Origin of the sequence: Nocardia sp. NPDC057227, from assembly GCF_042669725.1 — a bacterium.
GTDB lineage: Bacteria > Actinomycetota > Actinomycetes > Mycobacteriales > Mycobacteriaceae > Nocardia > Nocardia asteroides_A.
Genome location: NZ_JBHUXA010000044.1, coordinates 1 through 21,408, shown reverse-complemented (window position 1 = coordinate 21,408; position 21,408 = coordinate 1). Strand labels below are relative to the sequence as shown.

At 71.9% G+C, this 21,408-nt stretch carries 21 protein-coding genes; 11 read left to right on the top strand and 10 right to left on the bottom strand.

The window, feature by feature from the left end; translation table 11 throughout:
• Positions 1-56: 56 nt before the first annotated feature.
• From ACFUJ1_RS33875 to ACFUJ1_RS33865, 3 genes are all read right to left on the bottom strand, one after another.
• Positions 57-521 carry a flavin reductase family protein gene (locus tag ACFUJ1_RS33875; protein WP_378651396.1) on the bottom strand — a complete coding sequence of 155 codons (465 nt, stop codon included), beginning with the start codon at positions 519-521 and terminating at the stop codon, positions 57-59.
• 70 nt (positions 522-591) lie between these two features.
• Positions 592-1,068 carry a YbaK/EbsC family protein gene (locus ACFUJ1_RS33870; protein WP_378651395.1) on the bottom strand — a complete coding sequence of 159 codons (477 nt, stop codon included), beginning with the start codon at positions 1,066-1,068 and terminating at the stop codon, positions 592-594.
• Between the two features lie 84 nt (positions 1,069-1,152).
• Positions 1,153-1,467, bottom strand: coding sequence for a 2-oxo-4-hydroxy-4-carboxy-5-ureidoimidazoline decarboxylase (locus tag ACFUJ1_RS33865; protein WP_378651394.1), 315 nt, complete (start codon positions 1,465-1,467; stop codon positions 1,153-1,155).
• A gap of 126 nt (positions 1,468-1,593) precedes the next feature.
• Here ACFUJ1_RS33865 and ACFUJ1_RS33860 point away from each other — a divergent pair, with 126 nt between their 5' ends.
• Both ACFUJ1_RS33860 and ACFUJ1_RS33855 read left to right on the top strand, forming a co-directional pair.
• Positions 1,594-2,415: a crotonase/enoyl-CoA hydratase family protein gene (locus ACFUJ1_RS33860; protein WP_378651393.1), complete on the top strand. Its 822-nt coding sequence runs from the start codon at positions 1,594-1,596 to the stop codon at positions 2,413-2,415.
• Positions 2,416-2,527: 112 nt separating this feature from the next.
• Positions 2,528-2,776: a hypothetical protein gene (locus tag ACFUJ1_RS33855; protein WP_378651392.1), complete on the top strand. Its 249-nt coding sequence runs from the start codon at positions 2,528-2,530 to the stop codon at positions 2,774-2,776.
• A gap of 97 nt (positions 2,777-2,873) precedes the next feature.
• On the opposite strand, the gene ACFUJ1_RS33850 is transcribed toward ACFUJ1_RS33855, so the two are convergent.
• Entirely contained in the window at positions 2,874-3,365 is a 492-nt protein-coding gene (locus tag ACFUJ1_RS33850; protein ID WP_378651391.1) for an inorganic diphosphatase, read from the bottom strand.
• 145 nt (positions 3,366-3,510) lie between these two features.
• On the opposite strand from ACFUJ1_RS33850, the gene dacB reads away from it, so the two are divergent.
• The 4 genes from dacB to hpt are packed head-to-tail and all read left to right on the top strand — an operon-like array spanning position 3,511 to position 7,719.
• Complete coding sequence (gene dacB / locus ACFUJ1_RS33845; RefSeq protein ID WP_378651390.1) at positions 3,511-4,968, top strand: D-alanyl-D-alanine carboxypeptidase/D-alanyl-D-alanine-endopeptidase; 1,458 nt, start codon at positions 3,511-3,513, stop codon at positions 4,966-4,968.
• A 12-nt stretch (positions 4,969-4,980) separates the two neighbouring features.
• Complete coding sequence (locus ACFUJ1_RS33840; protein ID WP_378651389.1) at positions 4,981-6,078, top strand: zinc-dependent metalloprotease; 1,098 nt, start codon at positions 4,981-4,983, stop codon at positions 6,076-6,078.
• Between the two features lie 43 nt (positions 6,079-6,121).
• A complete protein-coding gene (gene tilS / locus ACFUJ1_RS33835) occupies positions 6,122-7,135 on the top strand; it encodes a tRNA lysidine(34) synthetase TilS (protein ID WP_378651388.1) in 1,014 nt (337 codons plus the stop codon).
• 26 nt (positions 7,136-7,161) lie between these two features.
• The gene (gene hpt, locus ACFUJ1_RS33830; RefSeq protein WP_233015650.1) at positions 7,162-7,719 is read left to right on the top strand and encodes a hypoxanthine phosphoribosyltransferase; all 558 of its coding nucleotides are present in this window, start codon (positions 7,162-7,164) and stop codon (positions 7,717-7,719) included.
• A gap of 21 nt (positions 7,720-7,740) precedes the next feature.
• On the opposite strand, the gene ACFUJ1_RS33825 is transcribed toward hpt, so the two are convergent.
• The 4 genes from ACFUJ1_RS33825 to ACFUJ1_RS33810 form a co-directional block, all read right to left on the bottom strand.
• The gene (locus ACFUJ1_RS33825) at positions 7,741-10,170 is read right to left on the bottom strand and encodes a serine/threonine-protein kinase (protein ID WP_378651387.1); all 2,430 of its coding nucleotides are present in this window, start codon (positions 10,168-10,170) and stop codon (positions 7,741-7,743) included.
• A 169-nt stretch (positions 10,171-10,339) separates the two neighbouring features.
• Entirely contained in the window at positions 10,340-11,227 is an 888-nt protein-coding gene (locus tag ACFUJ1_RS33820) for a LysR family transcriptional regulator (protein WP_378613928.1), read from the bottom strand.
• 356 nt (positions 11,228-11,583) lie between these two features.
• Positions 11,584-12,411, bottom strand: coding sequence for an SDR family oxidoreductase (locus ACFUJ1_RS33815; RefSeq protein WP_378651386.1), 828 nt, complete (start codon positions 12,409-12,411; stop codon positions 11,584-11,586).
• Positions 12,408-13,961, bottom strand: a complete 1,554-nt coding sequence (locus ACFUJ1_RS33810; protein ID WP_378651385.1) for an aldehyde dehydrogenase family protein — start codon at positions 13,959-13,961, stop codon at positions 12,408-12,410. Before ACFUJ1_RS33810 ends, ACFUJ1_RS33815 begins: the two co-directional genes overlap by 4 nt.
• 153 nt (positions 13,962-14,114) lie before the next feature.
• On the opposite strand from ACFUJ1_RS33810, the gene ACFUJ1_RS33805 reads away from it, so the two are divergent.
• On the top strand, positions 14,115-15,374 hold the full coding sequence (locus ACFUJ1_RS33805) for a PucR family transcriptional regulator (RefSeq protein ID WP_378651384.1): 1,260 nt from the start codon (positions 14,115-14,117) through the stop codon (positions 15,372-15,374).
• 3 nt (positions 15,375-15,377) lie between these two features.
• Here ACFUJ1_RS33805 and ACFUJ1_RS33800 read toward each other — a convergent pair whose 3' ends face one another.
• Positions 15,378-15,650, bottom strand: a complete 273-nt coding sequence (locus ACFUJ1_RS33800; protein ID WP_233015656.1) for a DUF2277 domain-containing protein — start codon at positions 15,648-15,650, stop codon at positions 15,378-15,380.
• Positions 15,651-15,740: 90 nt separating this feature from the next.
• On the opposite strand from ACFUJ1_RS33800, the gene ACFUJ1_RS33795 reads away from it, so the two are divergent.
• The gene (locus ACFUJ1_RS33795; protein ID WP_378651383.1) at positions 15,741-16,586 is read left to right on the top strand and encodes a DUF1266 domain-containing protein; all 846 of its coding nucleotides are present in this window, start codon (positions 15,741-15,743) and stop codon (positions 16,584-16,586) included.
• A 4-nt stretch (positions 16,587-16,590) separates the two neighbouring features.
• Here ACFUJ1_RS33795 and ACFUJ1_RS33790 read toward each other — a convergent pair whose 3' ends face one another.
• Positions 16,591-17,445 (bottom strand): hypothetical protein, encoded by an 855-nt coding sequence (locus ACFUJ1_RS33790; protein WP_378651382.1) that lies wholly within the window; start codon positions 17,443-17,445, stop codon positions 16,591-16,593.
• Between the two features lie 429 nt (positions 17,446-17,874).
• Between ACFUJ1_RS33790 and ftsH the strand changes: the two genes are divergently transcribed.
• The 3 genes from ftsH to ACFUJ1_RS33775 all read left to right on the top strand — a co-directional run.
• Positions 17,875-20,298, top strand: coding sequence for an ATP-dependent zinc metalloprotease FtsH (gene ftsH / locus ACFUJ1_RS33785; RefSeq protein WP_378651381.1), 2,424 nt, complete (start codon positions 17,875-17,877; stop codon positions 20,296-20,298).
• A 71-nt stretch (positions 20,299-20,369) separates the two neighbouring features.
• Complete coding sequence (folE, locus tag ACFUJ1_RS33780; protein ID WP_378651380.1) at positions 20,370-21,077, top strand: GTP cyclohydrolase I FolE; 708 nt, start codon at positions 20,370-20,372, stop codon at positions 21,075-21,077.
• A 7-nt stretch (positions 21,078-21,084) separates the two neighbouring features.
• Positions 21,085-21,408, top strand: a 324-nt coding sequence (locus tag ACFUJ1_RS33775; RefSeq protein ID WP_378651379.1) for a dihydropteroate synthase, incomplete at its 3' end; no start/stop codon positions are given.

Below are 21,408 nucleotides of genomic sequence, written 5' to 3'. Positions count from 1 at the left end.
GACCATCGCCGTGGTCCGGCCCGGCCGACCGTCTCTGCTCGGTGTACGAGGAGGACTCAGCCCAGTTCGGTGGGCCGGTGGTAGCGGCCGTCGTAATAGAGGAGCGGCGCCGCGGGCGACGCGCCCTGCGTCTCGTCGTGGACGTGGGTGACGAGCCCGGCGACGAAGGTGTGGTCCCCGATGTCGAACCGCTGGTGTACGACCGCGCGCAACCGGAGCGGGGTCTCGTGCAGCACCGGCTCCCCCGACTCCAGCTCGGCCCAGAGCGCCGGATCGGCGAACCGCTCCGCGGCGCTGCGCGAGAACCGCTGCGCCAGCTCCCGCTGATGCGCCCCGAGGAAGTGGATCACCACCGACTCGGCGGCGAGCAGCGCGTCCAGGCTGGACGAGGTGTGCGCGATGTTGAACGACACCAGCGGCGGGTCGAGCGAGAGCGAGGCGAACGAGGTGGCGGTGAAGCCGACGGGGCCGTGTGCGGCCCGCAGCGTCACGATGGTGACGCCCGCCGGGTAGTGCCGCATGGAGGCGCGGTACTGCTCGGCGGTGATGCCGTCGGAACTGAGTGCACTCACAGCAACGAAACTACGCGGTTCAGCCCATGTCGACCGGCTGTCCGGCGGTGATCCGCACCAGTTCGGTGAACGAGGTGCGGAACAGCGTGCCCGGGTGCCCGCCCGCCGCCCACAGCTGCGGGTGCGCGGCGAGCGCGGTGTCCACCCAGGTGGAGAGGTTCGCCGGGTGCCCGAGCGGGGCGACCCCGCCAACGGGCTGCCCGGTGACCTCCCGCGTCAGCGCCTCCGGGGCCGGGGTGAGCGCGCCCTCCAGCCGCTCCGCGGTGCGCGCCAGGTGCACCCGCCGCGCACCGGCGACCAGGAGCAGCACCGGTTCGTCGTCCAGCAGGAAGACCTGGGCCTCGACGATGGCGCCCGGGTCGACGCCGAGTGCGCGCGCGGCGTCCTCGGCGGTATCGATGGGTTCGGGCCGGGTCAGGATCACGCCGTGATGCCCCCGCGAGATCAGGGTGTCGGAGACCCGGATCGCGCCCGGCGGCAGGCTCGACTTGCGCATGCGACCAGGGTAGGGCCGTAACCCCGGTCCGGGGTCGCGGTTCGGCTGCCGCGCAGTCTCGATGCGGCAGTTGACGATCCGCGCTCAGTACTCGGGGTAGCCGCACTCGGGGCCGAGCATCCGCTCGATCCGCGCCGAAACGATCTTGGCGAGCGTCCCCACCGTGTGATCGCCGCAGGCCTCGTGCAGCACGGAGTCGAAGGCGCGCTCCAGGTCGCCGGGGGAGAGCGCGAGCAGCTCCAGTTCGACGGCATTGTGCAGGTCGTCGTGGTCGCGGTAGGGCCGCCCCGCGCTGATCCGCGCCGCCCAGGTGACGCAGCAGCAGCACTCGAAGAGTGCGTGCACGGCGCGGCCGTTCGGCATGGTGTTGAAGCGGTCGAGCCCGATTCCCTGATGCATCAGCATGGCCACCTCCGAGGGGCGAGATGACCATCATCGACTCCGCTCCGGCGCCCGCACCAGCACCGGAGCCCGAAATTTGCACAAGCTTTACAAGCGGGGGCAGCACCTCGATACGCTGTACAAATGACTGATTGGCAGGCCTTCACGGTCGAGACGAAGGACCAGGTCGCCCAGGTGACGCTCACCGGGCCGGGCAAGGGCAACGCCATGGGCCCGGATTTCTGGCGGGAGCTCCCGGAGATCTTCGACGGCCTCGCCGCCGACCCCGAGGTCCGCGCGATCGTGCTGACCGGCTCCGGCAAGCACTTCTCCTACGGGCTGGACCTGCCCGCGATGGCCGGTTCGTTCGGCCCGCTGCTGGCCGACAAGGCGCTGGCCGCGCCGCGCACCGCCTTCCTGAACGACATCCGCACCATGCAGGCGTCGATCACGGCGGTGGCGAACTGTGTGAAGCCGGTGATCGCCGCAGTCTCCGGGTGGTGCATCGGCGGCGGGCTGGATCTGATCGCCGCCGCCGACATCCGCTACGCCAGCGCCGAGGCCAAGTTCAGCCTGCGCGAGGCCAAGGTGGCGATCGTGGCCGACGTCGGCTCGCTGCAGCGGCTGCCCGCGGTGATCTCCGAGGGGCACCTGCGCGAGCTCGCCTTCACCGGCAAGGACATCGACGCCGCCCGCGCGGAGCGGATCGGCCTGGTCAACGAGGTCTTCGCCGACCAGGGGGCGGTGCTGGACGCGGCGCACGCACTGGCCCGCGAGATCGCGGCGAACCCGCCGCTGGTGGTGCAGGGCGTGAAGGACGTGCTGAACGAGCGGCGCACCGCCGAGGTGGCCGCGGGGCTGCGCTACGTCTCCGCGTGGAACGCCGCGTTCCTGCCGTCGGGCGATCTCACCGAGGCCATCCAGGCGGTCTTCGAGAAGCGGGAGCCGCGCTTCGAGGGTAGGTAGCGGCTCGCCCCAGGGGTGCGGTTCACCACCCCTAGGGGTGGCTGTACCAGGGCTTTTCCGCTCGTAATGTTCCTGTCAACGAGCAAGACGAACCACCGACAGGAGCAACGAAATGCGGATCAAGTCCTTCGTCATGGCCGGCCTGCTGGCTGCCGCCGCCGTCGCCGGGGTGTCGGCGTCGGCGACAGCCTCCGCCGCGCCCGAGTACCGCACGGTCGAGACCATCTGGGTCGGCACCTACTCCACCTACGCCGCCTGCTCCGCCGACGGCGAGTACGGCCCGGCGCACCCGGACTGGAAGTACTACGAGTGCGTCCTGAACTACGACGGCGAGTGGGATCTGTACTACTCCACCTGGTGACCCGACCGGCCTCCCCTCCACCGGCCGGGCACCGCACCCGAAGAGCGGGAAGTCCGAATCCATCGGACTTCCCGCTCTTCGCGCGTCGGGGCGGGGGTCAGTGCCCGCCGTTCTCCTGCAGCCGCTTCAGCGATGCCTGCACCTCGGCCTCGGCCTCGGCGCGGCCGACCCACTCCGAGCCCTTGACGAACTTGCCCGGCTCCAGGTCCTTGTACCGCTCGAAGAAGTGCTTGATCGCGGCCAGTTCGAACTCAGGCACGTCCTGGAGATCCTGGATGTGGTCCCAGCGCGGGTCGCCCGCGGGCACCGCGAGGACCTTGTCGTCGCCACCGGCCTCGTCGGTCATCCGGTACATGGCGACCGGCCTTGCCTCGACGATCGCACCGGGGAAGACCGATTCGGGCAGCAGGACCAGCGCGTCCAGCGGGTCACCGTCTTCACCGAGGGTGTTCTCGATGTAGCCGTAGTCGGCCGGGTACCCCATGGAGGTGTAGAGGTAGCGGTCCAGCCGCACCCGGCCGGTCTTGTGATCCACCTCGTACTTGTTCCGGGAACCCTTGGGAATCTCGATGGTGACGTCGAACTCCACGCCATCTCCTTCATCGGTCGTGCGGAGTCTGCCGACTGCGCCAGGTTGTACTGAGGAACGATTGCGCAACGAGGATAGTGTGGGCGTCGAGCACTCGGGTGCGGGAGGCGGCCGCGCGGGCGGCCGGAGGAGGAGCGGCGGACACGTGACGGGTGGGAACAACAGGAACACCGGCGATCTGGCCGCGCGGCGCCGCCGCCGGACCCGGCTCTGGGTGGGGCTGGCGCTGGCCGTACTGGTCTCGCTGGTCGCGTCGGTGGCGCTGATCGTGCAGCCGTGGACGCCGGAGTTCCAGCACGGCGGGCTGACCGTCGCGGCGCCGCCCGCCACGGTCACGGTCGATCCCAGGGTCGACCCGGCGCCGTCGAACGCCGCCGCGCCGAGCCGCGGCGGCATCGAGGCGGCGCTGACCGGCGTGATCGCCAACCCGGATCTCGGCGCCTTCGCCGGCCAGGTCACCGACGCCGACAGCGGCGCGGTGCTGTGGAGCGGCGGCGCGGAGACCCCGATGATCCCGTCCTCCACGCTCAAGGTGCTGACCACCGCCGCCGCGCTGCTCGCGCTGCCCGCCGACAGCAGGGTGACCACGCGGGTGGTGGCCGGAGCCGCGCCGAACGAGGCGGTGCTGGTGGCCGCGGGCGACCCGACCATCACCGCCCGCCCGGACGGCAAGGGCTACTACCCGGGAGCCGCCAAGCTCGCCGACCTGGCGGCCGGGCTGCGCGGCCGCGGGATCGACAGCATCGTGGTCGACACCTCCGCCTACACCGGCCCGACCATGGCGAAGGGCTGGGACCCGGCCGACATCCCCGGCGGCTCGATCGCGCCGCTGGAGCCGGTGCTGATCGACGGCGGGCGGCTCGACCCGCTGGTCGAGTACGCGCCGCGCAGCACCACCCCCGCGCTGGACGCGGGCAGGCAGCTGGCCGCCCAGCTCGGTATCGACCCGGCGAAGGTCGAGCTGGGCACCGCCGCGCCGGGCGCGGCCGAGCTGGCGAGCGTGCGCTCGGCGCCGCTGCGCGACCGGCTCAGGCAGCTCATGGTGTGGTCGGACAATGTGCTGGCCGAGACGGTCGGCCGCGAGGTGGCCGCCGCGCGCGGGCTGCCGCAGAGCTTCGACGGCGCCGCCACCGCGGTGCGCACCGTGCTCACCGAGGCCGGGTTCGACCTCACCGGGGTGAGCCTGCACGACACCAGCGGGCTCTCGGTGGACGACCGGGTGCCCGCCCGCGCGCTCGCCGCCGTGCTCACCGCCGCTGCCGAGCCGACCGGCGCCGCCGCCGTTAAACCGGCCGGGACCAGCGCGAAGCCGGAGGCCGGTGCGTTGGCGGCGAAGCTGGCGCCGCTGCTCGACACGCTTCCGGTCGCCGGGGCGACCGGGTCGCTGGCGAGCCGGTACACCGGCGGCGACCCGGTCGGCGCCGGCTGGATCCGGGCCAAGACCGGAACTCTCTCGGTCGCCAGCGCGTTGGTCGGGTATGTGCTCGATCGCGATGGGCGCGTGCTGACGTTCGCGCTGATGTCGAACGACCGGCCACCGGAGGTGAGCCGGCCCGCACTCGACGCCATCGCGGGCACACTGCGCAACTGTGGCTGCTCCTGACGGGTGGGTGAGATGAGCGAAGGATCCAACGGGGCCGACGTGGGCCTGGTCGAGGCCGAACAGCGGCGTTCCCCGCTGACCGGGGCCGTCGACTGGCGGCTCGCCGCCCGCACCGGCGGCGCGCTGGTGCCCGCGGGGCCGCGCACCTCCCGCTACTCGGCCGAGCAGGTGGTGAGCGAGCTGGCCGAGGCCTCGCGGCGGGCCGAGGGGCCGGTGCGCGAGGTCAGCCTGCTGCTCGACGACCGGCCGGTGCCGTCCGCCCGGATCGTTGACCGGCCGGGCTGGATCGAGGCCGCCGCGGCCTCCATGGCCCAGCTCACCGACGGGCCGGACGGCGGCGTCGCAGGCAGCCGGTTCGCGGGCAAGCCCGCCGGGGTGCAGGCGGGCGCCATGCTCGCGCTGCTCTCCACCGCGATCCTCGGCCAGTACGACCCGTTCACCGGCGAGGACGGCACGCTGCTGCTGGTCGCGCCGAACATCATGGCGGTGGAGCGCGCGCTGCGGGTCTCGCCGAGCGACTTCCGGCTCTGGGTCTGCCTGCACGAGGTGACGCACCGGGTGCAGTTCTCCTCGGCGCCGTGGCTGGCCGAGTACATGCGGAGCACCGTGGCGACGCTCGGCGCGGCCGCCGACGAGCCGCCGAGCGAGCTGGTCGGCAGGCTGGTCACCGAGGTGCGGCGCAGGCGCGGCGGCACCGGCGCGGACGACCCGAACAACCAGGGCGTGATCGGGCTGCTGCGCGCCACCCAGGCGCCCGAGCAGCGCGCCGCGCTGGACAAGCTGCTCGTCCTCGGCACGCTGCTCGAGGGCCACGCCGACCACGTCATGGACGCGGTCGGCCCCGCCGTCGTCCCGAGCGTCGAGCAGATCCGCGCCGCCTTCGACAAGCGCCGCAAGCGCGCGGTGAACCCGGTGCAGCGGGTGCTGCGCGCGCTGCTCGGCGTCGACGCCAAGCTCGCGCAGTACGTGCGCGGGAAGAAGTTCGTCGACGAGGTGGTGCGCACCGTCGGCACCGCCCGCTTCAACGTCGTCTGGACCGACGAGACCACGCTGCCGCTGCCCGACGAGATCGACGAACCGGGGCGCTGGATCGCCCGTGTGCTCGGATAGGGGGGGTTTTTCCGGGCCTCCGGCCCGGACCCCGGCCGACCCGGTGGGCGGCGGTGCGCCCCTGCTGCCGGAGACCGGCGCCGCACTGGTCGTGCGGCGGGCGGTTCGCAACTGGCTGGGAGCGTACGCGGCGCCGAACACCGAAGTAGCCGTCGCGCTTTCCGGGGGCGCCGATTCGCTGGCGCTGACCGCGGCCGCCGTCGCCGAGGCCGGTGCGGTGCACGCGCTCGTGGTCGACCACCGGTTGCAGGCGGGGTCGGGGCGGATCGCGGAAGTCGCGGCCGAGGCGGCGCTGGAACTCGGGTGCGCGTCGGCCACGGTGCTTCCGGTCGAGGTCACCGGCCCCGGCGGAATGGAAGCCGCGGCGCGGGCCGCGCGCTATGCCGCGCTGGACGGGGCCCGTGCCGGGCAGCAGGTACTGCTCGGGCACACCATGGACGACCAGGCCGAGACCGTCCTGCTCGGCCTGGCCCGCGGCTCCGGCCCGCGCTCGGTGCGCGGCATGGCCCCGCACAGCCCGCCCTGGGGCCGTCCGCTGCTCGCGGTCCGCCGCGCCGACACCGTCGGCCTCTGCGCCGACCTCGGCCTGCGGCCGCACGTCGACCCGCACAACTCCGCCCCGGAGTTCACCCGCGTCCGGCTGCGGCACGAGGTGCTCCCGCTCCTGGAGGACGTCCTCGGCGGCGGGGTCGCGGCGGCGCTCGCCCGCACCGCCGCGCAGCTCCGCGAGGACACCGCCGTCCTCGACGACCTCGCCGCGGAGTTGCTGAGCACCGCCCGCACCGCGGGCACCGGCCCGCACCCCGACCTCGCGGTGCCCCCGCTCGGCACCGCCCCCGCCGCGCTCCGGCGAAGGGCGATCAGGTCCTGGCTGCTCGAGGCGGGCGCCCGCCCCCCCGGCGACACCACGCTGCGCGCGGTGGACGCGCTGATCGTGCGCTGGCGCGGCCAGGGTGCGGTCGCGGTGGGCGGCGGTACCCCGGCCCGCCGGTTGGTGGTCGAAAGGGAGCATGGCAGGCTGACCCTGCGGCTCCGCGGCCGGGCGGACGGTGCGTGATCGACCACGGAAGGACACCAACGGACGTGTACGGGGACGACATCGCCTCGGTGCTCATCACCGAAGAAGAAATCGCCACGAAGACCAAGGAGCTGGCCGAGCGGATCGCCGAGCGGTTCCCAGCCGGCGCCCCGGAGGGCGATCTGCTGCTGGTCGGCGTGCTGAAGGGCGCGATCTTCTTCATGACCGACCTGGCGAAGGCGCTGCCGATCCCGACCCAGATGGAGTTCATGGCCGTCTCCTCCTACGGCTCCTCCACCTCGTCCTCCGGCGTCGTCCGCATCCTCAAGGACCTGGACCGGGACATCGCCGGCCGGAACGTGCTGATCGTCGAGGACATCATCGACTCCGGCCTCACGCTCTCCTGGCTCAAGCGCAACCTCTCCACCCGCAACCCCGCCACGCTCGAGGTGGTCACGCTGCTGCGCAAGCCGGACGCGCTGCGCACCAAGGTCGACGTCGCCATGGTCGGCTTCGACATCCCCAACGACTTCGTCGTCGGCTACGGCCTCGACTACGCCGAGCGCTACCGCGACCTGCCCTACATCGGCCTGCTCGACTCGAAGGTGTACGGCGGCAACTAGTCCGGCACCACGGCGCAGCCGTCAATCCGGCTCTGTGGGCGCGACAACTCGCTCCAGCGCCTTCAGATCCGCCTCCAGCGCGCGGAACAGCACGTAGGAGCCGATGAAGGCGATGATGCCGCCGACGCAGAGCCCGCGCACCGCCACGATCACCGACGGAATGTCCTGCGGCGGAAGGAAGGTCACCCCGGCGACCGCGAGCAGCGGCACCGAGGCGGCCACCGCGAGGTAGCGGGTGCTGCGCCTGGCCAGGCCACGCAGCCGCACCGCGTCGCTCTCGTCCACCGCGCCGTGCCGGAGGAAGATCGGGTAGATGCAGCGCACCAGGTAGAAGTTGGCGAGGAAGAACGGGTACGAGACGGCGATCGCGCCGCACACCACCAGCGACGCCAGGAAGTGGACCACCGCGCCGCCGTCGATGTCGCCGGTGGCCAGCCACAGGGTGAACGGGAACGCGATGCCCGCGATCACCCACATGGCGAACGGGATCACCACCGCGCGGTCGCCGAAGGCGAGCGTCTGGTCCCTGGCCCGGCGCAGCGTCGGCACGTCGTACCTGCGGCCGCGCCGGAGCCCGGGCGGCACCGAGACCATGGTGCGCGACAGGTACACCAGCAGCAGGAAGCCGAGCGGGAAGAAGACCCCGTTCACCGCCCCGGTGGCGGCGGTGAAGGTGCGCTGCGACTCCTCGGTCAGCCGCTCCACGATCAGGTTCTGGTTGTGGTGGATGTTGTAGAGCGAGGCGAGCATGTTCGGCACGCCGACCGCGATGGTCAGGATCGGGACCAGCCAGGCCCGCAGCCGGACCCGCCAGCTGTCCGGCGCCGGGTCGACCAGCTCCCGCGCCCTCGGGTCGAGGCACAGCTCGAACTGCTTGGCCAGGTTGGCCCCGCTCGACCAGCGCCGGTCCCGGTCCGGGTCGAGGCAGGTGCGCAGGATCCGGAGCAGCGCGGTCGGGGTGCCGGGCGGCACCCGGTCGAGCACGCTGGTGTCCAGGCCGCGGGTGCGGCGCTCCAGCATGGCCTCGAAGGTGGTGTCGTCGCCCCGGCCGTCGGCCTCGGCGGTGCTGTCGTCGAAGGGCTTCGCGCCGGTGAGCAGCTCCCAGAGCACCACGCCGAGCGAGTAGATGTCGCTGCGGGTGTCCAGGTCGGCGGCGGTGCGGTCCATGCCGGGGTGGCACGCCTCCAGCTGCTCCGGCGACATGTAGGCCAGCGAGCCGCCGAAGTACGCCACCGGGCTGGTGCCTTCGACATTGCGGCTGAAGCTGATGTTGAAGTCGGCGAGCTTGGGCACGGCCTCGGCGGTGAGCAGCACATTGGCCGGCTTGATATCGCGGTGCAGCACCCCGTGCTCGGCCGCGTAGTCGAGCGCCTCGGCCAGCCGCCTGCCCAGCCACGCCACGGTCTCCGGCCAGCTCAGCGCGGCGATCTCGGCCCGGACGCTGGAGTCGGTCGGCCGGATCTCGCCCTTCTCCTCCATGGCCGCGTCCACCGCGTCCAGCAGCAGCCGTCCGGTGCGCTCGGGCTCAGGGGTGGCGCGCACCCAGCGCAGCACCCCGAGCAGCGTGCCGCCGGGCAGGAACTGCATGTAGAGCAGGCGCAGCCTGCGGGCAGCCCGATCGCCCGGCCTGGTGTCGAGCAGCTTCTGGTCGAAGACCCGGACGATGTAGTCGTGATCCAGCTGGGCCAGGGTCTGCGGCTCGGTGCCGTGGTCAGCGGAGATCTTCACCGCGACGAGCCGCTGCAGCGAGCGCTGGCGGGCCAGGAAGACCCGCGCGAACGCCCCGCTGCCGAGCCCGGTCAGCAGGTCGAAGTCGTCGATGCTCCGCCCGACCTCGATCCGGTCCAGGATGTCGAGCCTGCCCGCGTCGGAGACGCCGGTCGACGGCGTGCTCGGCAGGGCGGTCGCGGTTCCGGTCAGATCACCTGGGGGCACCGGGGTACCACGGTGCAGCACCGTCTCCTGGTTCACCGCGTGGGTGGCGTCCGGGTCGGCCCGGTGGGTGCTCTGGTCCGGGTCGTCGGCGTTCAGCAGCGCGCGCAGCGCGCCCGCCTGCGCGGGGTGCTCGCTCAGGCACTGGCCGGGATCGAGCCGCTCGCCGCTGTGCCTGCGGATCACGAATTCCTCGTAGATCAGCTCGGCGGGCAGCACGGCCGGGTCGAGTTCGTCGAACTCGCCGCAGTAGTCGCGCAGGTGCTTGCGGGTGTGCTCGGCCGCGCTGCGCCCGACCCAGCGCTCCCACAGATCGACCCGGATGAGCTCGACCAGCGCCTCCCGGCGCAGGGTGGTGGCGTCGGGCAGGTACTCGGCGAGCACCGGCGGGCCCGCGGCGTCGAGCACCGCCGAATCCCAGGCCGCGGCGAAGGCAGCGACCCTGGTGTCGATGTGGGCAGCGCCCCTGCCGCTCGGGTCGGCTCCCGGCGCGGGGCTCGGCTGCGAATCGGCGCTCATGCTCTCGACGGCCTTCTGTTCCGGTGGCGCTGCCCGCTGGACGGCCACGGCTCGGCGACCCGCTCCGATGGGCCCTGCCCGGGGGACCCGCGCGCCCACCGGGCGGGCACAGGGCAGGAACCGAGCCAGGGAAAATCTTATCGCGCCCGCGCCCAGCGGACCCGGCGGATCAGCCCGCCAGCGCCGCCGGGCGTCCGGCGAAGCCGCCGTCGGTGGCCCGCGCGGCGAACTCCAGGATGGTCGGGCGGGAGTCGTCGGCCCGCCAGGCCACCGCGAGCTCGCACGGGGGGAGCCCGGCGACCGGCCGCGCCGCCAGCCCCGGCCAGCGGTACATCGGCACGTTGTTCTCGGCGAGCAGGCAGACCCCGAGCCCGAGGCTCACCGCCTCCAGCCGGTCCTCCGGGGTGGTCGCCTCGGCGCCGATCCTGGCCTGGCGGCCGTGCCTGGCGTCGTTGCCGACCCAGAAGTCGCGCACCGCGCCCGCCTCGGCGGGCAGCGCGACGAAGATCTCGTCGGCGATGTCGGTGAACTCGATCCGGTCCTGGTCGGCCAGCGGGTGCGTCTCCGGCAGCAGCACCCAGCGCGGCTCGCTGCGCAGCACCTGCCAGCGGTACCGGTTCGGGTCGGGGAGCGGGAGCCAGACCAGGGCGAGATCGGCCTGTCTGCCCGCGAGCCCGCTGGAGCCGTCGGTCCAGGAGGCGGCGTGCAGCGCGAGCCGGTGCCCGCTGGCCGATTCCAGCTCGTTCAGCAGGCCGCGGCCGAGCGCGGATTGGATGCCGACCCGCAGCACCTCGCCCGCCTCCTGCAGCGAGGAGTTGGTGTTCTCCCAGAGCTCGAGGATCTTGCGGGCGCCGTCGAGCAGCTCCTTGCCCGCGACGGTGAGCGCGACGCTGCGCTGATTGCGATCGAAGAGCACCACGTCGAGCTGACGTTCCAGCTGACGGATCTGACGCGACAGGGTGGGCTGTGCGATGTGCAGCCGCTGAGCGGCGTTCGTGAAATGCAATTCCTCAGCGACGGCGACGAAATACCGCAGATCGCGCAAGTGCGGGTCCATAGCTACTTGCTATCAGAATTCGTGGCTGATTTCCAGCCTAATCAAGCCTCGAAGTTCGGACTGGCTCTGAAAAACAGACGTCAGGTTTGTTAGAGACAGCATATGGCGTATACCGGTCGCCTGCACGTCGAGCCGGGCGAATTGGTGGCATTCGGTCTTCCGTCCAACTCGGCGCCCTACTGTGCGGTATTGACCAGGTGGAATGTGAAAATCTGCAAAGTCGCACGGTGCCGCCGGCGATTGCTGCGCGAACCCGGCGACCGTTCAGTGACGTCCGGCGATGCGGCGGCGGTCCGGAAGTGGCCCAGCCCTCTGTGATATATATCACAGAGGGCTGGGGCTGGACGTGAGCGGGCTCAGACCGTCCGGGCGCGGTCCTCGTACGCCTTGCGCTGGTCGCTGTCCACGTCCTCCAGGAAGGTGTGCGAGGCGCCGAGCGAGCGGGCGATGGCGTCGCCGACGGACTCCGGCAGGAAATTGACGACCCGGGAGATCGCCCCGGCGACCTTCGTCACCCGCACCTTCGATCTCGGCTTGACGATCAGCGCGGCGATGGCCGCGGCGATGTCCTCCGGCTCGGCGGGCGGCATCACCTTCGGCGTGCTGACCCCGGAGCCGAGCTCGGTCTTGGTCAGCGTCGGCAGCACCGAGGAGAAGTGCAGCCCGGTGCCGCGGTACTCCTCGCGCAGGGTGTCGGTGAAGCCGAGCACCGCGTGCTTGCTCGCGTTGTAGGTGGCGAGCCCGGGGATGTGCGATTCGCCCGCCAGCGAGGCGATGTTGATGACGTGGCCGCTGCCGCGCGGCAGCATCCTGGCCGCGGCCAGTTTGGAGCCGAGGATCACGCCGTAGACGTTGATGTCCAGGATGCGCCGGGTGAGCGCGTCCGGCTCGTCCACCAGCCTGCCGGTCGGCATGATCCCGGCATTGTTGATCAGCACGTCGATCGGGCCGAGCTCGCGCTCCACCTCGTCGAGGAACCGGGTGAACGACTCCTCGTCGGTCACGTCGAGGCTGCCGTAGACCTCGAAGTCGTTGTCGGTGCCGGACTGCTTGACGGTGGTCTCGTCGATATCGCCGATCGCGATCTTCGCGCCCTGCTCGCGCAGCGCACGGGCGGTGGCGAGGCCGATGCCACGCGCCCCGCCGGTGATCACGACGACCTTGCCGCTGACGGCACTGCTCACTTGTCTCCTCCTCGGATCTTGCGGATGGTGGCGGGGTCGAGCCTGCGCTTGCCGCGGGCGCCCGCCGCGCGCATCGCGCCGAGCGCGACCATGAGCTTCGGCATTTGGTAGGGGAACCAAGTCAGCTCCTTCTGCGCGGTCGGCAGCAGCGGGGTGGTGATCGCCTTCTGCCGGCAGTACTTCCGCACGCCCGCCGCACCGCCCCAGCGAGCGCCGATCCCGGACTGCTTCCAGCCGCCCATCGGCAGCGCGAAGTTGAACAGGTTGGCGAAGACGTCGTTGATGTTCACCGCGCCCGCGTTCAGCTGCCGGGCGACCCGCTCACCGCGGGCCTTGTCCGCGGTCCAGACCGAGGCGGAGAGGCCGTACTGGGAGTCGTTCGCCAGCCGGATCGCCTCGGCCTCGTCGGCCACCTTGACCACCGGGAGCGTCGGGCCGAAGGTCTCCTCGCGGATGCAGGACATGGAGTGGTCGACGTCGAGCAGCACCGTCGGCTGGAAGAGCGTGCCCTGGCCGGTCCGCTGCCCGCCGGTGGCCACCCGCGCGCCCGCCGCGACGGCCTCCTCGATGTGCCGCTGCACGATGGCGACCTGGGCCTCGTTGGCCAGCCCGCCGAGGTCGTGCTTCGACTCGCGGCCGTCCAGCCCCTGCCGCAGGTTCGCGACCGCGTCGGTGAGCTTGGCGACGAACTCGTCGTACACCGGCGCCTCGACGTAGACCCGCTCGACCGAGATGCAGACCTGCCCGGAGTTGAACATGCCGCCGAAGGCGACGCCGTGCGCGGCCCGGTCCAGGTCGGCATCGGCGAGCACGATCGCCGGGTCCTTGCCACCCAGCTCCAGGCTGTACGGCACCAGCCGCTCGACGCAGGCCGCGGCGATCTTCTTGCCGGTCGCGGTGGAGCCGGTGAACTGGATGTAGTCGGCGTTCGCCACGACCGCGGCCCCGGTCGCGCCGCCGCCGGTGACAACGGCGAAGACCGGAGGGGCGCCGATCTCGGCCCAGCCGCGGGCCAGCTCCAGCGCGGAGAGCGGGGTGACCTCGGATGGCTTGAGCAGCACGGCGGCGCCCGCGGCCAGCGCCGGGATGACGTCGAGCGCGGGCATGGCCAGCGGGAAGTTCCACGGGGTGATCACGCCGACCACCGGGTACGGCGAGTACACCGTGGTCAGCCGCTTGACCCTGGCCAGCGGGCTGTGCGGGGACGGGTGGTCGTCGGCGAGGAACTTGCCCGCCCGGCGCGCGTAGAAGCCGATCAGGTCGACGGCGAAGGCCGGGTCGATGAGGGCGTCGGCGCGCGGCTTGCTCGTCTCCGACTGCAGCACGTCGGCCAGCTGCTCGGTGTTGTCGATGATCCAGTCCTGCAGCTTCATCAGCCATTCCTTGCGCCCGTCGGCGCCGATGGCCTCCCACTCGGGCTGGAAGAGCCGCAGCTCCCTGACGGCCGCGGCCACCTCGTCGGCGGTCTGGTCCGGCACGGTGCCGACCAGGTCGCCGGTGCCCGGATTGCGGACCTCGATCGCCGGTGTCTCGGCCTCGATATTGGTCACGGCTGTACTCCCACTCCGTCGGGTACTGCGGAAATCACTGTGAATCAGCTCACTGACCTATGAGGGTGACACAATCGGAGGTGACATTCTTGGCCCGAGCCGTCAACGGAGCGGCGCCGGTTTGTGTCAGCGGCACAAAAGAGGGAGCGGCGGATGTCTTCCGGCACGCGCGACGAGATCATCAGGGACTGGCTGGCCGAGTACGCCTTCGAGACCATGCGCACGCAGACCCTGGACCAGGTGGTCGAGCGGCTGGACGCGGTGATCGTGGACCGGGTGCCCGAGCTGCGCGACCACGACATCCGGCGCGACCTCACCGCGAGCACCAGGGCGCACGCCCGGCTCATGCTCGGCGGGCTGACCAGCGACAGCTTCGACGTCCCGCTGCCGGAGGAGGTGCACGCGCTGGCCAGGACCATCGCGCAGCGCGGCTACGACCTGCGGCTGCTGCTCCGCACCTACCACGTCGGGCTGGAGGCGGTGCTCGACTACCTGCGCGAATCGTTCGAGGAGCGGCAGGCGCCGCCGGAGATCGAGCGCACGGTGCTGGTCCGGACCTTCGAGCGCGCCACCCGCTGGGTGAACACCTCGGTCGAGCTGCTCACCGAGACCTACCTGGCCGAGCGCGAGCAGGTGCTGCGCGCGGCACTGAACCGCAGGGCCGAGACGGTGCGCGCGCTGCTCGCAGGCGACGACGTCGACCCGGAGCAGGCCGCCGTGCGGCTCGGCTACCGGCTGAACCAGCAGCACCTCGCCTTCGTGCTGTGGAGCGACGAGCCCTTCGGCGGCGAGGGCGACGTGATCGGCGGGCTGGAGCGGGTCGCGCACCGGATCGCCACCGCGCTCGGCACGAACCGGCTGCTCACCGTCGCCTCCGGGGCCAGCGGGATGTGGGCGTGGGCCGGGCTGGACGACGGGCAGGCCGCCCGGCTGGCCGGGCCGGAGGAGCCGCCGCTGCTCGCGGGCGCGGAGATCGAGCCGCCGGTGCGGGTCGCGTTCGGGGTGCCCGCCCCGGCCACCGCCGGGTTCCGGCGCGGGCATCGGGAGGCGGTCTCCGCCAGGCAGGTTGCCGAGCGCTCGGGGGCTCCGGTCACGGGGTACCGGGCGGTGGAGATCGCCTACCTGGCCGGGGTGGACCGGGCGGCCATGCGCGGGCTGGTCCGGCGCGAGCTGCGGGCGCTGGCCGGGCGGGACGCCGCGACGGCCCGGCTGCGCGAGACGCTGCACGCCTACCTGCGCCACCAGCGCAGCCCGGAGGCGACCGCGCGGCAGCTCGGGGTACACAAGAACACCGTGCGCTACCGGATCCAGCGGGTCGAGGAGCTGCTCGGGTACTCGGTGCAGGAGCGCGGGCTGGCGCTGGAGGTCGCGCTCACCTGCGTGGCCGCCTACGGCCCCGGCGCGCTGGACTGAGGGCTACTCGGCGCTGTTCTCCGCGGTCTCCCGCGCGGCGATCCGGCGCAGCGGCGGGTCGGTGCTCGGCGGCACCCTGCGGTCGGGCAGCTCGTCGAGCAGCTGGGTGGTCGCCGCGGCGATGGCCGCGACCGCCCGGTCGACCGCCGGTTTGGTGGTGCTGCTCAGGCCGGAGACACCACCGACCTTGCGCACGTACTGCAGTGCGGCAGCATAGATCTCCTGCTCGGTCGCGGCTGGTTCCAGGCCACGCAGGACGGTGATGTTTCTACACATGGATGCACGATAGCCCCCTGGCACGCCCGGGGTCGGGCCAAGAAGCGCAACTGAACCAGCGACCTGTAGGGGAGCACCTAGACTCCGAGTATGCCTTCCCGCGGTAAAGCGACGTTGACACCCTTTCCGTACGAGGAGCTGGACAATCGCGAAGAGGACCACTGGTCCGGGGCGCAATTGGACGACGACCGGTTGCGGGCGCTCGCGCTCGGTGCCTTCTACTCGGCGCGCTGGGACGCCTTCCACGACGGGCTGGTGCTCGGCCCGGAGCGCGAGCACCCGCTCGGCGACCGCCGCGAGCTCGCCATCGACACCCTCACCGGTGCCTGGGGCATCACCGACGGCACCGAGGCGCAGGCCTCGATGGAGCAGCTGCTGAAGGGTATGCACGCGCCGCTCTACGCGCTGGTGCACCCGCTGGTCACCGCGGCGCTGACCGCGGGGGAGCGGGACCGCTTCGGCGAGCGCGCCGACCGGCACCGCGCCTTCCTCCGGCAGGTGGCGGCCTTCCGCGGCATGGAGAACCCGGAGGCGCTGGTCCGCGACTACGACATCTGGTGTCAGGCGATCAAGATCGGCTTCACCTCGCACCTGGCCCGGCCGGTCGCCACCTGCATCCACGCCTGGGACCTGGCCAGGGTGACGGCGGTGGCCAGGATGGCCTACACCGCCGGCTACCTGGAGGCCGACGTCGCCTGGAGCTACATGGCCCGCGCGCTGCCGCTGGCCCAGCGCAAGTACCGCAACTGGCGCCAGTTCGGCGACGCCTACCTGGCCGGCTGGACCTACTGGCAGGCCTGCGAGGACCTCGCCGTGCTCAAGGACGGCGGCGTCGACCGCAGGATGGAGCTGCTCCGGCTCTGGACCCGCCCGACCAGCCCGTGGCGCCGGATCGAGCTGCACCCGCGCCCGGCGGCGAAGGACATCCCGGCCTAGCGGCTCAGCAGCGGTCCGGCAGCGAGCGCAGGATGCCGCGGCCGAACCGCTGGAACTGGCTCTCGTCCACCATGCCGAGCGAGTGCCGCTCGACCAGCAGCTCCCACTCCCCGTAGAGCGTGGAGACGCCGGGGTCCGGTGGCGCGATCGCGCCGTGCGCCGCCTCCAGCCGGACCGCGAAGTTCACCGCGCGCGCCATTCGCTCCAGGTCGGCCCGCTCGCCCGCGACGAACTCGAGCGTCAGGAAGCCGTCGTGCACCGAGAGCACGGTGCGCAGGTCGCTCTCCCGGTCGGCGCCGGTGCGCGCCCAGAGCACGGCGGGGATCGGCAGCTCGTGGGCGACCCGCAGGTCGAGCGCGATGAAGAGCAGCCTGGTCGTGGTCGCCGCGATCAGCCCCTGGCCCGCCTCCGGCACCCGCGCGGAGACCACCGCGGTCTCCAGCAGGTACTCGTCCGGCGTGACGTAGCGCTGCAGCGCCGCGATCGCCTGGCTCGCGCCGCGCCGCGGCGTCATCCGCTGGGTGGCCGTGTCGACGTCCGCCCGCGCCGGGCCGGTGCGGCCCCAGGTCGGGGCGGGCGGCTCCAGGTCCGGCTGCTCGATCTCGACCCGGCGCGCGGCCAGGATCTGGGTGTTCAGCTGGGCGACGATCTCGGTGGCGGCGGGCACGTCGTGCTCGGCGATCAGCACCGGCAGCGGGGTGCGGTCCGCGGGTACGCCGACCAGCAGCGGCGCCGGGTCGCGCAGGTAGATCTCGATCACGACGGCGTCGTCGGCGCGCCGGTTCAACCTGGCCTTGAGCAGGTCGGAGATCGGGACGTCGAGCACCGCCTCGCCCTCGGTTCCCGGTCGCAAAACCACCAGCCGGCCGCGTCCGTGCCGCAGGATCGCGGTGGGCGTCCGTAACTCGACTATGTCCATACCCCCTGCGCTCGTTCGATTCGATCGCGCGCCCGGGGTCTCGCTGGCCACGCGATTCGCCGCTCCGGCCGGAGGGCGGTGAGGCTGTGTCGTCGCTCACCATAGGCCGGACATGCCATGATTGTTGCCACTTGCAATAAGCCGGACGGGGCTCCTCGGGAACCAACGCGGCTCCCCGGCCGTTGACCACATCGACTGCACCAGCAGCCGAACTGTGCATGTATGCGAGTAGACCGTACGCGGTAACGTGGCATGTCCGCATCCGAACCCGCCCGGAACGGTGGGTGCGAGCGGGGTGGCGCGCGCGAGCCCGCATCGCTAGGCACAACCGGAGACACCGGAAAGGACTGGCCGCCCGGCCTACGCTCTATGAACCGCAAGACAGTGTTCCGCACCCTGGCCATAGTCTCGGGCATTCTGCTGGTCATCTACGCGTTCAGCTACTTCGGCAACGACACCCGCGGCTGGAAGAGCGTCGACACCTCGGTGGCGCTGAGCCAGCTGGCGGACAAGCCGAATGTCAAGAACGTGCAGATCGACGACCGGGAGCAGCAGCTCCGCATCGAGCTGAACAACGGCAACGACGCGACCGGCGGCGAATCCAGGATCCTCACCAAGTTCCCCGGCGGCAGCGAGACCTCCGCGCAGATCTTCGACGCGGTGCGGCAGTCCGGCGCCCCCTACAACACGGTGGTCAAGCAGGAGAGCTGGTTCACCCAGATCCTGCTGTTCGTGCTGCCGATGGTGATCCTGCTCGGCCTCTTCATCTTCGTCATGGCGCGCATGCAGGGCGGCGGCCGCGGAGGGATGATGGGCTTCGGCAAGTCCAAGGCCAAGCAGTTGAGCAAGGACATGCCGAAGACCACCTTCGCCGACGTCGCGGGCGCCGACGAGGCGGTCGAGGAGCTCTACGAGATCAAGGACTTCCTGCAGAATCCGGTGCGCTACCAGGCGCTCGGCGCGAAGATCCCGAAGGGCGTTCTGCTCTACGGCCCGCCCGGCACCGGCAAGACGCTGCTGGCGCGCGCGGTCGCGGGCGAGGCGGGGGTGCCGTTCTTCACCATCTCCGGGTCGGACTTCGTGGAGATGTTCGTCGGCGTCGGCGCCTCCCGGGTGCGCGACCTGTTCGAGCAGGCCAAGCAGAACAGCCCCTGCATCATCTTCGTCGACGAGATCGACGCGGTCGGCCGCCAGCGCGGCGCAGGCCTCGGCGGCGGCCACGACGAGCGTGAGCAGACCCTGAACCAGCTGCTGGTCGAGATGGACGGCTTCGGCGACCGCACCGGCATCATCCTGATCGCGGCCACCAACCGGCCGGACATCCTCGACCCCGCGCTGCTCCGCCCCGGCCGCTTCGACCGGCAGATCCCGGTCGGCAACCCCGACCTGGCAGGCCGCCGCTCGATCCTGCGGGTGCACTCGCAGGGCAAGCCGATCGCGGCCGAGGCCGACCTGGACGGGCTGGCCAAGCGCACCGTCGGCATGTCCGGCGCCGATCTCGCCAACGTCATCAACGAGGCCGCGCTGCTCACCGCGCGCGAGAACGGCTCGGTGATCACCGGCGAGGCGCTGGAGGAGTCGGTGGACCGGGTGATCGGCGGCCCGCGCCGGAAGAGCCGGATCATCAGCGAGCACGAGAAGAAGATCACCGCGTACCACGAGGGCGGGCACACGCTCGCCGCCTGGGCGATGCCGGACATCGAGCCGGTCTACAAGGTCACCATCCTGGCCCGCGGCCGCACCGGCGGCCACGCCATGACCGTGCCCGAGGACGACAAGGGGCTGATGACCCGCTCCGAGATGATCGCCAGGCTGGTCATGGCGATGGGCGGCCGCGCGGCCGAGGAGCTGGTGTTCCACGAGCCGACCACCGGCGCCTCCTCCGACATCGACCAGGCCACCAAGATCGCCAGGGCGATGGTCACCGAGTACGGCATGAGCGCACGGCTCGGCGCCGTCCGGTACGGCCAGGAGCAGGGCGACCCGTTCCTCGGCCGCTCGATGGGCGTGCAGTCGGACTACTCGCACGAGGTCGCGGGCGCCATCGACGAGGAGGTGCGCAACCTGATCGAGGCCGCGCACACCGAGGCGTGGTCGATCCTGAACGAGTACCGCGACATCCTCGACATTCTGGCCACGGCGCTGCTGGAGCGGGAGACGCTGCACCGCAAGGACCTGGAGCAGATCTTCACCGAGGTGGAGAAGCGGCCGCGGATCACCGCCTTCAACGATTTCGGCGAGCGCGTCCCCTCGGACAAGCCGCCGGTCAAGACCCCGGGCGAGCTGGCCGCCGAGCGCGGCGAGAAGTGGCCGCCGGAGCCGATCGGCGCGTTGCCCGCACGGCCGCCGAACGGTGCGCACGCGGGCGTCAACGGCGGCCCGGCGGTGCCGAACGGTGCCGCGGCCGGGTATCAGGGCAGGCCGCAGGGGTACCAGGGCGGTCGCCCGCCCGCGCAGCCGCAGGGTCAGGGGTACGGCAGGCCCGGCGCCGGAGCCACCGGAACGCACGGGTCGCGCCCGGACTACGGCGCCCCCGCGGGCTGGTCCGCGCCCGGCTGGCCGCCGCGCGAGGACGACCCGAGGCAGAGCAACCCGTACGGCCCCGGCGAGCAGCGCCCCGGCGCAAGGCCGTGGAGCCGGGAGGATCAGGGCCGCGGCTATCAGGGTGATTCCGGTTACGGCGGGGAGCAGCCCGGGTACGACCAGGGCTACCCCGGTGAACAGGGCCGCTACCCCGGTGACGAGGGCCGCGCCGACAACCCGGACTGGGACGGACCGAACGGTCGGCGCTGATCGGTGGCTACTAGGCTCGGCACGGGGGTGTTCGGGTCTTTTGCCCGCACCGAGATAGGGAGGTGTCCGTGATGTCGGCCAACGAGAAGTCGGCCAGCCACAACGGCGGCGCCGGTGACAGTTCGAACGGCAGTGCCGTCGACCTGAGGAACGAGGACGGCGTGCGGATCGTCGCACCCGCCGACGACGTGGTCGCGCGGGAGACCGGAAGGACGTTCGATCAACCACGCGCCGAGGCCGCGGTGCGTGAGCTGCTGATCGCCGTCGGCGAGGATCCCGAGCGGCCCGGGTTGCTGGATACTCCCGCCCGGGTGGCCCGGGCCTACCGCGAGGTCTTCGCCGGGCTCTACGACGATCCGGATGCCGTGCTGAACACGACGTTCGACGAGGGGCACCAGGAAATGGTGCTGGTCAGGGACATCCCGCTGTACTCGACCTGTGAGCACCACCTGGTGGCGTTCCACGGCGTCGCGCACGTCGGCTACATCCCCGGCCCGCACGGCCGGGTCACCGGGCTCTCCAAGCTGGCCAGGCTGGTCGACCTCTACGCGAAGCGCCCGCAGGTGCAGGAGCGGCTGACCAGTCAGATCGCCGACGCCCTCATGCGCAAGCTGGATCCGCGCGGCGCCATCGTCGTGATCGAGGCCGAGCACCTGTGCATGGCCATGCGCGGTATCCGCAAGCCGGGCGCGAGCACCACCACCTCGGCCTTGCGCGGGATGCTGCAGTCCAACCCCGCCTCCCGTTCCGAGGCCCTGGACCTCATCCTGCGGAAGTGAGCGCACGGTGACCGGGCTCGCCGGTATCGGCGCCCGCACGGGCCGCTCCTGCCTGGTGCTCGGCATCGTCAACGTCACCAGCGACTCGTTCTCCGACGGCGGCCGCTACCTCGACCCGGAGCACGCCGTCGCGCACGGCATCGAGCTCTACGAAGCGGGGGCCGACCTGGTCGACGTCGGCGGCGAGTCCACCCGGCCGGGTGCGATCCGGGTCGATCCGGCGACCGAGGCCGCGCGGGTGGTCCCGGTGATCGGCGGGCTGGTCGCGGCAGGCGTCCCGGTCAGCGTCGACACCATGCGGGCGAGCGTCGCGGAGGCGGCGCTCGCCGCC